The organism is Arthrobacter sp. HLT1-20 (assembly GCF_054510895.1).
Window position 1 is genome coordinate 123606 of record NZ_JBTNDR010000007.1, and the last position, 12845, is coordinate 136450.

13 protein-coding genes are annotated in these 12845 nt (G+C 61.6%); 3 read left to right on the plus strand and 10 right to left on the minus strand.

The features are described 5' to 3' along the window. The 5 genes from ACX80Q_RS06220 to ACX80Q_RS06240 are packed head-to-tail and all read right to left on the minus strand — an operon-like array spanning position 1 to position 3061. The gene (locus tag ACX80Q_RS06220; RefSeq protein WP_459329658.1) at positions 1–588 is read right to left on the minus strand and encodes a hypothetical protein; all 588 of its coding nucleotides are present in this window, start codon (positions 586–588) and stop codon (positions 1–3) included. Next, a complete protein-coding gene (locus ACX80Q_RS06225; RefSeq protein WP_459329659.1) occupies positions 585–1328 on the minus strand; it encodes a hypothetical protein in 744 nt (247 codons plus the stop codon). Before ACX80Q_RS06225 ends, ACX80Q_RS06220 begins: the two co-directional genes overlap by 4 nt. Further along, a complete protein-coding gene (locus tag ACX80Q_RS06230) occupies positions 1325–1888 on the minus strand; it encodes a signal peptidase I (protein ID WP_459329660.1) in 564 nt (187 codons plus the stop codon). Before ACX80Q_RS06230 ends, ACX80Q_RS06225 begins: the two co-directional genes overlap by 4 nt. Beyond that, the gene (locus ACX80Q_RS06235) at positions 1885–2469 is read right to left on the minus strand and encodes a hypothetical protein (RefSeq protein ID WP_459329661.1); all 585 of its coding nucleotides are present in this window, start codon (positions 2467–2469) and stop codon (positions 1885–1887) included. The genes ACX80Q_RS06230 and ACX80Q_RS06235 overlap by 4 nt, the downstream gene beginning before the upstream one ends. Positions 2470–2494: 25 nt before the next feature. Further along, the gene (locus ACX80Q_RS06240) at positions 2495–3061 is read right to left on the minus strand and encodes an alternate-type signal peptide domain-containing protein (protein ID WP_459329662.1); all 567 of its coding nucleotides are present in this window, start codon (positions 3059–3061) and stop codon (positions 2495–2497) included. 497 nt (positions 3062–3558) lie between these two features. Between ACX80Q_RS06240 and nhaA the strand changes: the two genes are divergently transcribed. Together nhaA and ACX80Q_RS06250 are read left to right on the plus strand one after the other, a co-directional pair. Beyond that, positions 3559–4866, plus strand: a complete 1308-nt coding sequence (gene nhaA, locus ACX80Q_RS06245) for a Na+/H+ antiporter NhaA (protein WP_459329663.1) — start codon at positions 3559–3561, stop codon at positions 4864–4866. Between the two features lie 188 nt (positions 4867–5054). Further along, the gene (locus tag ACX80Q_RS06250; protein ID WP_459329664.1) at positions 5055–6713 is read left to right on the plus strand and encodes a sensor histidine kinase; all 1659 of its coding nucleotides are present in this window, start codon (positions 5055–5057) and stop codon (positions 6711–6713) included. 130 nt (positions 6714–6843) lie between these two features. Here the strand turns inward: ACX80Q_RS06250 and ACX80Q_RS06255 are convergent, their stop codons facing one another. Then, positions 6844–7647 carry a response regulator transcription factor gene (locus ACX80Q_RS06255; protein ID WP_459329665.1) on the minus strand — a complete coding sequence of 268 codons (804 nt, stop codon included), beginning with the start codon at positions 7645–7647 and terminating at the stop codon, positions 6844–6846. A 242-nt stretch (positions 7648–7889) separates the two neighbouring features. Between ACX80Q_RS06255 and ACX80Q_RS06260 the strand changes: the two genes are divergently transcribed. Further along, a complete protein-coding gene (locus tag ACX80Q_RS06260) occupies positions 7890–9566 on the plus strand; it encodes a sensor histidine kinase (protein ID WP_459329666.1) in 1677 nt (558 codons plus the stop codon). Here the strand turns inward: ACX80Q_RS06260 and ACX80Q_RS06265 are convergent. The 4 genes from ACX80Q_RS06265 to ACX80Q_RS06280 are packed head-to-tail and all read right to left on the minus strand — an operon-like array spanning position 9557 to position 12675. Beyond that, positions 9557–10573, minus strand: a complete 1017-nt coding sequence (locus ACX80Q_RS06265; RefSeq protein WP_459329667.1) for a hypothetical protein — start codon at positions 10571–10573, stop codon at positions 9557–9559. The genes ACX80Q_RS06260 and ACX80Q_RS06265 overlap by 10 nt on opposite strands. Then, the gene (locus ACX80Q_RS06270) at positions 10570–11469 is read right to left on the minus strand and encodes a hypothetical protein (RefSeq protein ID WP_459329668.1); all 900 of its coding nucleotides are present in this window, start codon (positions 11467–11469) and stop codon (positions 10570–10572) included. Before ACX80Q_RS06270 ends, ACX80Q_RS06265 begins: the two co-directional genes overlap by 4 nt. Then, positions 11462–12070: a signal peptidase I gene (locus ACX80Q_RS06275; protein WP_459329669.1), complete on the minus strand. Its 609-nt coding sequence runs from the start codon at positions 12068–12070 to the stop codon at positions 11462–11464. The genes ACX80Q_RS06270 and ACX80Q_RS06275 overlap by 8 nt, the downstream gene beginning before the upstream one ends. A gap of 11 nt (positions 12071–12081) precedes the next feature. Beyond that, positions 12082–12675: a hypothetical protein gene (locus ACX80Q_RS06280; RefSeq protein WP_459329670.1), complete on the minus strand. Its 594-nt coding sequence runs from the start codon at positions 12673–12675 to the stop codon at positions 12082–12084. Between the last annotated feature and the right edge of the window lie 170 nt (positions 12676–12845).

Consider the following 12845-nt stretch of genomic DNA (forward strand, 5'->3'; position numbering starts at 1 on the left):
TCAGGGCACCGTACTTGCTGTAAAAGTTAACGTGATGGTGGTGGACTGGCCTTGCAACGCTGATGCTGCGGCAAGCGGCAATAGCGTGGAAACGCAGAACGAGGCCGACCCCCCGGAGGCAAGGCTGCCCAATGGGTGTGGTGTAGAGATGGGGAAATCAAATCCCGCAGCCTTGGAGTAGCCGGGCGCAACAGAACATGTCCCGACTGTCGCTGAACCATTCACCACGGAACCGCCGGCAGAAACCCCAACAGCCATTGCCGTTCCCAAGGCACCGGCTGCGGCCCCCTGCACGTTGTAGCTGACCTTCGAGGTGCCGGTGTTCTTCACCGTCACCAAGGCAGCCTGGCTCATGCCCGGGTACCAATTGCCAGGGGCGATCGGGATTGTGTAGCTGGTGCTGCTCGAGTCCGCATCTGCCCCCACGGCTATGAAGACGGTGGCTGCTGCTATGTCGGATGTGGCCGTTGCCGTGCCAGTCCATGCGGCCAAGGTGGAAACAGCCCCGAAGCCGGCCAGCAGTCCCAAAGAGAGCAGCGCCTTCACCCGCACCGACCAGCCGGACTGCACAACAGCCCCCCGGCTCACGGGCCGTCTCCCGCCCCGGGAGCGGTGAGCGCCCCGGGAGCGGTGAGCGCCCCGGGAGCGGTGAGCGCCACCGGACGGCTGGAACGTTTCCGGGCCGCCACCAATGCACCCACTCCACCCATCAGCACCGCCAGCCCCACCGGCCAGATGCCTTGGGTTCCGCCGGTGTCACCCAGCTCTCTGTTGTCCGACTCTTCATCTCCCACGCCAGGTGTCCCCTCGTCAGCCACTTCGCCTACATTTACTTGCAGCCGGACCGGCAGCTGCTGCGCCTGCGTGTGGTTGCCGGCCGATTCCGGCAGCCACACGTACGCCTGCAATTGACTGCTGGCACCGGGCTCCAGCGTCACCACCGGCTGCGGCTTCAGCCCAGCCTTGAGGTGGCTCCGCTCAACGCCATCCGAGTCAGGGACGGCCAGCCACACGTTGACTGCCATGGCGTTGTCATTGCGGATCCACAGGCTTTGGGCAACACCCTCACCCGGCACCAACTGGGTCGCCGACGTGAACAGGACCGGCACGCTCGCCGAATATTCCACCCCGTCCGCGCTGAAGGCAAGGTTCGTCTTCTGGCTGGCTGGCTTCACAGCAAGTACGACGGCGTCGCGAGAGTCCTGCGCGAACGCGGGCGACGCTGTGGTGCCGATGGTCGCGGCGAGCGCAACAGCCGTTGCCAGCACGGTCCTGCGGCTGGGTCGGCTCCGGGCAGGACGGCCGGATGGATCAAAGGCGGGGGTCATGGCGTCCTGCTCCTTCGGTAGCGATCCCGCAAGGCACCCACAGTCATGAAGGTGGAGTAGCCCAGCAACCCAGCGACGGCCGCAATCGTGAGCCATTGGCGTTGAGAGCCGTTCAGGGCGCTATTGACGTGGCCCAGTAACGGCACTTTGTACCAGAGGCTGCCACGGACCTGTTCAGGCAGCACAGCTGGGTCATTCGCCGCATTGGCGTCTCCGCGTGTGGTGAAGCGCAGTTCTCCGCCCAAAGTGGACCCCACCCCGACAATCCTGTGTGTGATGACGGAGGCCTTGCCCGATTCGGCTTGAAACGTGATCACATCCCCCGTGCGCAGCGTGGCCGGATCCTGCGGCCGGATCACAGCCAGACTTCCCGGCGGCATCCCCGGTTCCATGGACGCCGTCAGGACCGTGTAGGCGGTGGCTCCGGCAAGGCGGGGAATCACAATCATGATGGCCGCAACGCTCAAGATGGAAAGCAGGATCAGCCACGCTGCAATCTGCCCACCCCACCACAAAACGCCCGTTCGTTCTGGCGCATCGGCCCTGCGGCGTCCGCTCAAGCCTGATCACCTCGCCAAGAAAGCACCAGCTTGAGTGTCCCGCCAGCTGCATTCTGGTTCGTGTCTGAGGGCAGGCTGACCCGGACGCACAATACTTCCGCCGAGCCTGCGCCCTGCGGCGTCAGGTTCCTGGGCGTCGATGCTGCCGTTTGACTCAGCTTGCCTTGGTACAGGGCAGGGCCTTGAACGAGTGCGTCGGCTGGGCAGGCTGCAGCGTCAGCCACCGCATGGATGGTCAGGTCCACAGCTTCGGCAAGGGCAGTGTCAGCCGCATTGGGCGCAGGTGTCAATGAACTTGCGCCCGCAAGGCTGTAGTTCAGGTCCACGTTGCCGGCGTTGCTGATGGTCAGCGGGGCCTGCAAGTATCCCCCGGGTACAAGGGGTTTGGTGCTCAAATCCGTGAAGACAAAGTCCGTGGAGCTGCTGGTCTCGTTGCCAGCTTGTAGAGCGAGCTTTCCCGTGGTGATGGTTCCCGGAGTCAGCTGGCTTTCGGCGCGCAAGAGTGCGGCCGTGCCTTGGGCGCTTGCAAGAAGCACCACCAGCACGGCCGCAGCCAAAGCTGTCAGCAGTGTTTTACGCACGTGACAAAAAGGTTGCGTGTACGGACTAAGCGCGAACCTGGTTGAGGGTCAGCGTCAAAGAGCTGAAATTAATTGTCTGATCCATGGTGGCAGCGGGCGTCAGGTCACCTGCCAGATCCCCCTTGGGGAACGTCACCGTGATGGTCACGGGAATGTTGTAGGTGCCAGGCGCGGCAAACGAGAGCACACCCGTAGTCGGGTGCTTGCTCAGGCCAGCTGCTACATGGTCCACATCCAGCACCACGTCGGCTTCATTCAGCAAACCACCGGGTAATGCGGCCAGCTGGCCAACAGTCAGGGCACCCTGAAGGTTTTTTCCGTCGGCCTGGATGGTCACCGTCTGCTTGAATTCAAGGGTGTCGCCGGGAACAATCTTCTCGTTGGCGGCGTCGAATACAACAGGAGTGGCCGGAACGCTGATGTCGTTCCAAACTCCGGGACTAGTGGTGGTGTCCAACTTCAAGTGACCGGTGGACACAGCGCCCGCATCAATGTCGTCGGTTGCGTTCCACAGGGCAAAGGTCCCTGCTCCGCCCAACATCAACGCGCCTGCCGCACCAGCAGCGATGGCTGCCTTCATAACTTTTTTCACGAGTATTTCCTTACCCTAAAAATCATGCCCCCAGTAGGCAGTGCTCCCATCTAAACCCAGCCCTGCACGGACAATCAGGTCCCAAACGGCTATTTCTACCCGCCAAGCGGCTAAAACTTTTGCCCTTCCGACCAGTCTTCGGCGGAGCTCGCTGCCTCTTTGACCATGCGCCGTGCAGACACCTACCCCTGCGCATAGCCCCGGGTCACTTTGCCCATGCGCTCTGCCAGGGTCCAGGGTTGCGCCAGTGTCACAGCTGCGCCTCGCCAGCAGCTGATGCGGCGCATAGCCAAAGTGGTTGCCCCAGGAGTTGGCAGTATGCGCCTCGCCGCCAGCCAGTACTGCGCATGACCAAAGCGCAAACCCCACAGAAACGTAAAACAGCCAGCCAAGGTAGACTGATCAACAGGTGCGCCGGGAAGTCTGGTCGGCAATGACTTTGATGAACCCAAAAGTGGTCCCGCCACTGCTGGACCCAACGGAAGGCCGCAGCACCCATGAAATCTCCAAAAAGTACCCGCATCTTTAGCCGGGGAAGCTATTCCGAGTCCGTGCGCATCAGCACCATCCTCCGCTCAGAAACAGTGGGCGGAGCCCTCCTCCTCATAGCCACCGTGGTCGCCCTGATTTGGGCCAACTCCCCCTGGGCCAGCGGCTACTTTGACTTGCGCGACTTCAAAATTGGTCCGGAAAGCCTGCACCTCAACCTCAGCCTTGGCGGCTGGGCGTCCGACGGCCTGCTGGCAATCTTCTTCTTCGTTGCCGGGCTTGAACTCAAGCGCGAGTTCGTGGCCGGCGATTTGCGCAGCCCCTCGCGTGCCATGGTCCCCATTGCAGCCGCGGTGGGCGGCGTGATCATTCCAGCCGTGCTCTTCGTGCTCATCAACCTCCAAGCCGGGCCTGAAGTACTCAAGGGTTGGGCCATCCCCACAGCCACGGACATTGCCTTTGCACTGGCGGTCCTGGCTGTCATTAGCACCCATCTGCCCAGCGCCCTGCGCACCTTCCTGCTGACGCTCGCCGTGGTGGATGACCTCATCGCCATCGCCATCATTGCCGTTTTCTACCCCGGCGAAATGCAGTTCCAGTTCCTGGCCCTTGCCCTGCTGCCGCTGTTGGTCTTCGCCTGGTTGGTGCAAAAACGCATCAGCGCCTGGTACTTCCTGCTTCCCCTGGCATTCGCCACCTGGGCGCTTGTCCATGCCTCCGGCGTCCACGCAACAGTGGCCGGCGTGCTGCTGGGCTTTATGGTGCCTGTGCTCCGCAAGGACAAAACGCCTGAAAACGGCCCCGGTCTGGCCGAAAAGTTTGAGCACGCCATCCGGCCAGTTTCCGCCGGCCTGGCCGTGCCCGTGTTCGCGTTCTTCTCCGCCGGTGTTGCGCTGGGCGGGGTTGCCGGCCTCAAGAGCGCCTTCACCGATTCGGTGGCGATCGGCATTGTGGTTGCCCTGATTGCCGGAAAGTTTATTGGCGTCTTCGGTGCCACGTGGCTCATCACAAAAACCACCAAGGCCAAGCTCGACGACGGCCTGGCCTGGATCGACGTCGCAGGTCTTGCGCTGCTGGCCGGGGTTGGCTTCACAGTGTCCCTGTTGATCAGTGAGCTGAGCTTCGGCGCAGACAGCCCCCACTACTCCCACGCCAAGGTGGCCATCCTGGCCGGTTCCGTGCTGGCTGCCCTGCTGGCATCTGTGGTGCTGCGCAGCCGCAACAGGCACTACCGCAAGTTGGCTGAACTGGAGGAACTTGATGAGGACCACGACGGCATCCCCGACGTTTTCCAGCAAGGCGACTCCGTAAAGTAGCAGGAAAGCGCTTGTGCCGTGCCGCCGAGCGGCGCGGCACGAGCGGCGCGGCACAAGCGGCGCGGCACAAGCGGCACAAGCGGCACAAGCGGCATATGCGGCGCGGCATAATCGTCCGTGGGCCCGAACAGTGAGAGACTGGCGTGTACCAATGCCGGTGCAGAACTGGAACCACCATCGGAAGCACATTGACCAACCCCACGCCTGACACCCTGATGAAGCGACATTTTTACAAGCGGTCCCTGCGGATGCGCGTCATCCTCACGCAGTTGCCGCTGACCTTGACGGTCATCGTGCTGGTGGCCTTGGCCGCCGCCTACTACCCCAAGAGCTTGGCAGACCCCAACTTTGTTATTGGTCTGTGGCTGCAGGCGGGCATACTTGCGCTCTGCGTACTGATGCCGTGGGACAAGTTGCCGCGTGGATCATTCCTGCTCATTCCTTACCTGGACCTCATTGCCGTTGGATTCATCCGCTACGGCAGTGCCCAGTACATCACCTCCGCCGGCTTGTTGGTGCTGTTCCCCGTCTTCTGGCTGTCGGCGTCGGCAATAGCACGCAAAACTGCCGTTGTCAGCAGCACCCTTGGCACCTTGTTGATTGTCTGGGTGCCCTTGTTCCTAGGGCCTGTGCCCATCACGCCCGAGTTGCTCGCCAAGCCGCTCATCTTCCCACTCATGATGATGGCCTTCTCCGTCACGGTGGTGGTCATGACGGCAAGCATGGACAGCCAGCGCCGGGCGCTGCTACGAAAAGACACCGAGCTGCGCAATGCCCTGGCGCTCAGCCGGCAGCGCGAACAACTGCTGCAAACCGTGGTGGACACCGTGGCGGTGGGGCTTGTGGTGGTGGATCAGCACGGCAATGACCAGTTCATGAACTCCACGCAGGCCGGCATTCGCGCGTTGGCCCTGCCAACAAACATTGCCGATCCCCAGGAGAAGGACCTCCTGCTATTTGGCTACGGCAAGGTTCCGCTGACCCCTGACGCCCGCCCTGTCCGCCGCGCTATTCTGGGTGAATCCTTCACCAACTACCAGATGTGGATTGGTGAGGGAGAGAATTCCCGCGCCATCTCCACCACTGCACGCGCCATGCGGGATGAGGATGGCAGTTCCGCCGGTGCCGTCATTGCCTTCCACGACAACACGGAAACCATGGCAGCTCTTGCCGCTAAGGATGACTTTGTGGCCAATGTGTCACACGAGTTCCGCACGCCGCTGACCTCCATCCTGGGCTACCTGGCCATGATCGCCGATGAATCGGCCCGCCTCCCCGCGGACCTGACCACGTACTTGAGCATTGCCCAGCGCAACGCGCATCGACTCAACCGGCTGGTCTCGGACCTCCTGACCACCGACACCATGGAGGTCACCCCGGCAAAGACGGATGTTTCTGCCCTCATCGCCGAGAGTGTGGCGTCCGCCCAGCCCATGGCAGCCAAGAATGGGGTGGAGTTGATTCTGGAGGTCCCCGATCAGTTGCGGGCCATGGTCGACGGCGGCCGGATTGGCCAGGCGCTGGACAACCTGGTCTCCAATGCCATCAAGTACTCGCCCGACGGCGGAAACGTCACGGTGCGCGCGTGGAACGACGGCGCTGATGTGGTGTGCGAGGTCCAGGACACGGGTATAGGCATGAGTAGTGCCGAGCAGGCCCGGGTCTTCACCAAGTTCTTCCGTGCCGACCCCGCGTTGGAGCGTTCCATCCCCGGCCTGGGGCTGGGACTGCTGATCACAAAAACCATTGTGGCCAACCACGGCGGCCACATCACCGTTCAAAGTGAACGCAACGTTGGCACCACCATGCGGATAGTCTTACCTGAATGCCTGCTTGTCTCCGCCTGAGACGTCCAGCGGGAGCGAAACCCTAAGGGCATCAGCGTGCCGGGTAAAAGCCGTGGGGCCCTGGACCACAACGGTCCAGGGCCCCACGACACTACAAGGGTGGCCAACGGCCACAGTTTAGCGAACCAGTCTAGTGAACCAGGCGGTAGCCCACGCCACGCACCGTCTTGATCCAGCGCGGATCGCGCGGGTTGTCGCCCATTTTTCGGCGCAGGTTTGTCATGTGCACCTCGATGGTGCGTTCGTCGGCGTCGCTGATGTAGGTGCCCACGTCGTATTCTTCCCCGCGCAGCCAGCGCACCAGGTCGGACTTGCTGCGCACCTGCTTGCCGCCGTCCACCAGCGCATGAAGCAGGTCAAACTCGGTGCGGGTCAGCTCCAATTCGGTGCCGTCCACTTCCGCGGTGCGGTCGCCGTCGTTCAGGACCAGGCCATTGAAAGTCTTGCTCCCGGCAGCAGCCTCAGTCTCCGGCGCCGCCACGTCTGCAGGCGTCTCGGAATTGGCAGGGGCCTCCAACGCGGCGGCAGCTACGGAGTCGTCCGGGGCAGCATCGGGGCCGCCAGCGCGGGGCCGGCGCATCATCGCACTGATCCTTGCCCGCAATTCACGGGGCCGGAACGGTTTGGTGAGGTAGTCGTCGGCACCTGTTTCCAGGCCCAGCAGGGTGTCCATTTCATCCGCCCGCCCGGTCAGCATGATGATGTAGGCGTCGCTGAAGAGCCGCACACGCCTGGCCACTTCAAAACCGTCAATGTCCGGCAACCCCAGATCGAGAGTGACGATTGCCGGCTTGTGCTTCTTGACCGCCTCAACCCCATCCGCCCCGTTGCTGGCTGAGTAAACCTCAAAGCCAGCCTGGTTAAGAATTACACTGATCAGTTCGCGGATATCCTGGTCATCTTCAACAATGACTGCCACTCGAGGATTGTCCATTTTTCCCTCACTAAACTTGCAAAGACCAATAAGAAACATGCTTGTTACAGCGTCTTAGAGCCCCCAGGCCCCTTTGTAACTTACAGTATGGCATTATCGTTAGCGGTGCCTGTCCAGATTTCCCCCCACGTTGCGCAACTTTCTGGGCCATTATGAAGCAACTGCCTTGGCTGACCGGCACCCTGGCGTCGGGCAGAAATGAAAAGGTGACGGAAGCAATTTTAACGATCAGCCCTGAAAACTTGACTGAAACCGCTGGGAATCAGCTCATTAGACGCTACTTCTATGAGCGATCCACGGGGACCCGGATGTTTCTGGCCCAGCTTCCGTTCACACTGACCATTCTTTTGGCAACAGCAATTGTGGCAATTTTGCAACCGTCATATCTTGCCGGCGCAAAACTCATGGTGGCTTTGGCCATGAGCGTTGGCCTGCTGGTTGCTGCCGCAGCCGTCCCGTGGGACAAATTGCCGCGGGGATCGTTTCTGGTGATCCCCTATCTGGACTTTGTTGCTGTGGCACTTTTCCGCGACGGCAGCCACGCTCTGCTGAATGCCGCGGGCATGGTGACCTTGTTCCCGGTCTTTTGGTTGTGCGCCTCAGGCATTGCCCCTAAAACGGCTGTCTTTTCCAGCACCATGGCAAGCCTGTTGATCGTGTGGATTCCTGAATTCAATGCGCCCGGCCCCGTGACTGCCGAACAGCTGGTGCGTCCGCTCTTGACGCCTTTCATGATGCTGGCCTTCGCCATTGGCATGGTTGTCCTGACCACCAGCATGGACCGGCAGCGTGACGCCCTGATTGCCCAGGACATTGCTCGGCGAAAGGATTTGGCGGAAAGCAGGCATCGCGAGCGGCTGTTGGAAACCATTGTGGACACGGTGGGTGTTGGCGTGGTGGTGGTGGATGCTGCTGGCCACGACCGCCTCATGAATTCCACCCAGGAGGCCATTCATGTTTTGGGAGTGCCCGCAGACATCAAGGACCCGCAGGAAAGCGAACTGTTGATCTTCGGCGTCGACCGTGTTCCCCTGCCCGCCGAATCCCGCCCGGTACGCCGCGCCATCAACGGCGAATCGTTCACCAACTACCAGATCTGGATTGGTTCCGGCGAGCAGGCGCGGGCCCTGTCAACCACAGCCCGCACCATTCTCAGTGATGACGGCACGTCCGACGGCGCCGTCATCGCTTTTCACGATGTCACCGACATGGTGGAGGCCCTCGCCGCCAAGGATGACTTCGTGGCGAATGTTTCCCACGAGTTCCGCACTCCCCTGACGGCCATCGCGTCCTATGTGGCCATGGCCCTGGAATCCCCCGGATTGGCGCCTGCCGAGGTCTCCAGCTACCTGAAAATTGCCGAACGCAATACAGTCCGGCTCAATGGGCTGGTGTCGGACTTGTTGACCACCACCACCATGACTATTGACCGGGCCCCTGCCTGCGTGGCCAAGCTCATTGCAGACTCGCTTGGCTCTGCGGCGCCGGCTGCCGCAGCCAATGGGGTGACTGTGGAATCGGAGTGCCAGCAACCCCTGGTGGCACTGATCGATTCCGGCCGCATTGGCCAGGTGCTGGACAACCTGGTCTCCAATGCCGTGAAGTACTCGCCCGACGGCGGGAAACTCACGGTCCGTGCGTGGGCGCAAGGATCGGATCTGCACGCTCAGGTCAGTGACACTGGCCTGGGCATGAGTGCCGCCGATCAGGCCGGGCTGTTCCAAAAGTTCTTCAGGGCCGGTCAGGCCAGGGACCGCGGCATCCCAGGAATTGGCTTGGGCCTGATGATTTCCAAGACCATCATTGACAACCATGGCGGCACCCTGGCCGTGTCCAGTGAACAGGGCAAGGGCACCACCATGAGTTTTGTGCTTCCGGGCTGCGTGGTCAGCGAAGCAGCCCACGCCAGTTACGTCTGAGGCATCTGGTAGTCCCAAATCGTTGTGTTCCAGGCCTGGTAGAGGATTTTCTTGTACACGGGGTCGCCGGCTTGCAAGCCGTTCATCGGTATGACGCGCAGCAGATATTCGCCATAGAACGGAGCCGAGGAGGCGGGTTGGCCCCCCTCCAGCACACGCGCAGGGAAGGTCAGCGTGGCACCAAGGCCAGAAGTGGAGAATTCCGCGCCGTAGCTGGAACTGGCAGTGGTTGATTTGATGCTGACCACATAGCTGGAGGCTTGTGCGGCCGCAGCCCACGTGAGCCCAACCTTGTTGTCATTGGTGTTGACGGGCTGCGCGGCAGCGACGGCGGTGACCGAAAAAGCACCCAAGGGTGGTTGTGCTTCGGCTGTGCCGTGTTCGCAGCCCCAGTTCTGTTTGCCCGTGTACCGCAGTGTCCTATAGCTAGGGTCTCCGGCGATGCTGCCGTTCATGGGCTGGACGCGCAGTACATAGTACCCAAAGGCGTTCTGATTATTGCCAAGCTCGAAGATAGCCGTTTTAGATGTGACCGTTTGCGTTTCCTTGAATACCGTTGAAGGCGCCCTTGACTTCAGGGAAACGTTGTAGCTTGTGGCCGCAGCCGTATCTCTCGACCAATCAAAAGTGAAGTTACCGGAGGCGCCTTGGCTGCTGCACAGAATTTTGCTGGCACTCACAGTGCCTGGTCGTGCAGCAATTACAGGGTTGGCAACTATGTTCCCTTGGGTATTGGGTGGCGGCGTGGCGCTGGGTGTTGGGCTCGGCGTCAGGCTTGGCGTGGGTGTGGGGCTTGGTACAGGCGCAGCACCTGCCGTGATGGCGATGGTTGCCGTGGCACTTTGGTTCCATTTGGCAACGGCGGCCCCGCCAGCACCCAGGAGGACTATGAGCAGAAAGGCCACTGCCGCAGCAGTGAATCCTGGCAGCTTGCGCAGTTTGCCAAGGGCCCGCGCAGCGCTATTGCCCGGCGTCGGCTCTGATTGCTGCGGTCCTGCTGGGCTCATCTAGTCCTGCTCCGTTTCCGAACTGAGGTGAATATGTACGCGCATGCGCTGATGACCACAATCCATGTCCATGGGTTGCAGGCGGTGGCTTCCACATTACTTTGCAGGTGTCGTGACAGCGGCAATGGCTGTGGCGCTTCCGGTGTGGGCAGGCTGGTCGGCTGAATGGTGCCCGGCGCCGTGCCGGGGCCTGAGCCGCCGAAATTGTTCACACCACCCACGTCTACCGCCGTCCCGGGTGTTCCGGTGCCACCGCTGATGGGCAGTGAGATCACTGCAGCACCGGCGGGCAGTCTGTCAGGACGCTGCAGGCACGCCCCTGCCAACTGGCCGCCGCCGCTCTCTTGCAGCACAAACGCCAAGGTGAAGTCGGCGCCTTGATTCCGGGTGGAATTGGGGGCATCCCGTGACAGGCCTAGGTCCAGGGTTAGGGGCAGTACCTCGCCTGCGGCCAGCGTCCAGCCATCGATGACCGGGGTGCATTCGCCGGCAGTGGGCAGAGTGTTGGCTGTGGCGCCGCGGCCTGAGGCTTGCGCCTGCAGACGCAGGTGCTGGGGCAGGACCGATGGGCCAGCAGTCCCTTCGCCGGTGTCCGGGTTGCTTGTGTTGAGCACTGCGAGGCTGAAGCTTGCGCTTTCTTTGCCGGCGTTGCGGACCCAAACGAGTCCTGGCCGTGATTCTCCTGGGACATAACCTTTTGTGCTCCTAAACAGTGTTGGTATCGCGTCAGTGGCGAAGTGGACACCGTCGCGGCTTAGCTGAAGCAGATCACTCTTGTTCTCGGCGCCTGTGGCAGGTCCTGCCAGCAGTGTTCCCATGGCAATGCTTGCCACTATGGCCATGACGGCCATGCGTGCGGAGCCGGCTAGGCTGCGCAGCGGGACTTTTCTAGTCATTGTCTTTTGCATGCTTGCCGCGCTTCTTCTCCACGGCACCCCTGACCATGCTCAAGGCACCCAGGGCGATGAATCCAACAGCGATGATGGGAAGCAGCTTGCCCCTCTGCTCACCCACAGCGTGGGCGGCGAAGCCCACATACGGGACTGCGTAGAGCAGCTTTCCCTTGATCTGCACTTCCTGGACGGTGGCGGCATCTTCCAAAGAGTTGTTGTCGCCCTTGGTGGTGAAGACCCGCTCACCGTTTTGGGTGGACCCCACGGAGGTGATGCGGTGGGAGATGACACCGGGCTTGCCGGACTCAATTTGGAAGGTGATGATGTCACCCACGCGGAGTGAGGAGAACTCGGTGGGCTTGACCACCAGGAAAGTTCCGGGCGCGTACTTCGGCGCCATGGAGTTAGTCAGAACCGTGTAGCTTTGCGAGCCGGTGGCCATGGGCACCACAATCATGATCAAGGCGCTGATCACTGCCAGAAGGAGAACCACATAGGCGCTCCAGGTGCCAACCGCGTGCCGGATTCGGCGGGGTCGCGCTGAGGGTTCCGTGCCATTGTCTTGGAATGCAACATCTCGGGAGACGGGGCTGAATATAGACATGGTGGACCCTCTTAGAGTTGGTTGACAGTGATCGGGACGGCAATGGCGGCGGTTTGTCCGCTGAGGTCCGCCGGCATGGTGGCGGCCAGGGTGACCTGGAAGCAAAACACGCCACTTGCGGTCTTGGCGATGTCCACCGTGGCTGAGCCATTGGCGGGGGTTGACCCGTAGAGCGAGGCTTGGGTGCACTGTGAAAGTGCTGATGCAGCAACCACTTTGACTTGAAGATACGGTGCAAGCGGGGATGCCGCGTTGTTGTCGATGACGGGGGCGGCCGTAGTGGCCCGCACGGTGAAGACCCCTCCGGCGTTGGTCACATTGCCAATCTGAACGCCAGCATAGGTGCTTTGTCCGGGGATCACGGCCCCCGTGGGGGTGGTGCTCAAGGCAAGCGTGGCCGCGGTGCCGTTGGCCAGGGTCATGTCAGTGAAGCTGCTGGTCTTGGTGTCCGTAAGGCTGATCCGGAAATCTGCCGATTGGATGGTTCCGGCATTTGCGCCGGCAAATTTGTTCCACAGTGCGTAGCTCCCCTGCACAGTGAGCAGTCCCAGCACCACGGCAACCAGCACAAGGCCGGTGGCTTTCAGTGCGCGGGTGCTTTTCATGGCTGCTTCCGTTGGGAGGGGTGGTGGTGTGTTGGCTGGGGGCCCAACACACCACCGAGGGGGTCTGTGGTGCTGTGTGGTTTAGAGGCCGTTGCTGCCGGCCGGGGCCAGCTGCGTGAGCTCGTAGCCGATGGCGGAGAAGTCGTAGTTGGAGTTCACCGAGTCACGGT

Coding starts and splice junctions, on each gene's coding strand:
- ACX80Q_RS06225 (WP_459329659.1), bottom strand. CDS start 1,328: ATGACCCCCGCCTTTGATCCATCCGGCCGTCCTGCCCGGAGCCGACCC.
- nhaA (WP_459329663.1), top strand. CDS start 3,559: ATGAAATCTCCAAAAAGTACCCGCATCTTTAGCCGGGGAAGCTATTCC.
- ACX80Q_RS06255 (WP_459329665.1), bottom strand. CDS start 7,647: ATGGACAATCCTCGAGTGGCAGTCATTGTTGAAGATGACCAGGATATC.
- ACX80Q_RS06265 (WP_459329667.1), bottom strand. CDS start 10,573: ATGAGCCCAGCAGGACCGCAGCAATCAGAGCCGACGCCGGGCAATAGC.
- ACX80Q_RS06270 (WP_459329668.1), bottom strand. CDS start 11,469: ATGACTAGAAAAGTCCCGCTGCGCAGCCTAGCCGGCTCCGCACGCATG.
- ACX80Q_RS06275 (WP_459329669.1), bottom strand. CDS start 12,070: ATGTCTATATTCAGCCCCGTCTCCCGAGATGTTGCATTCCAAGACAAT.
- ACX80Q_RS06280 (WP_459329670.1), bottom strand. CDS start 12,675: ATGAAAAGCACCCGCGCACTGAAAGCCACCGGCCTTGTGCTGGTTGCC.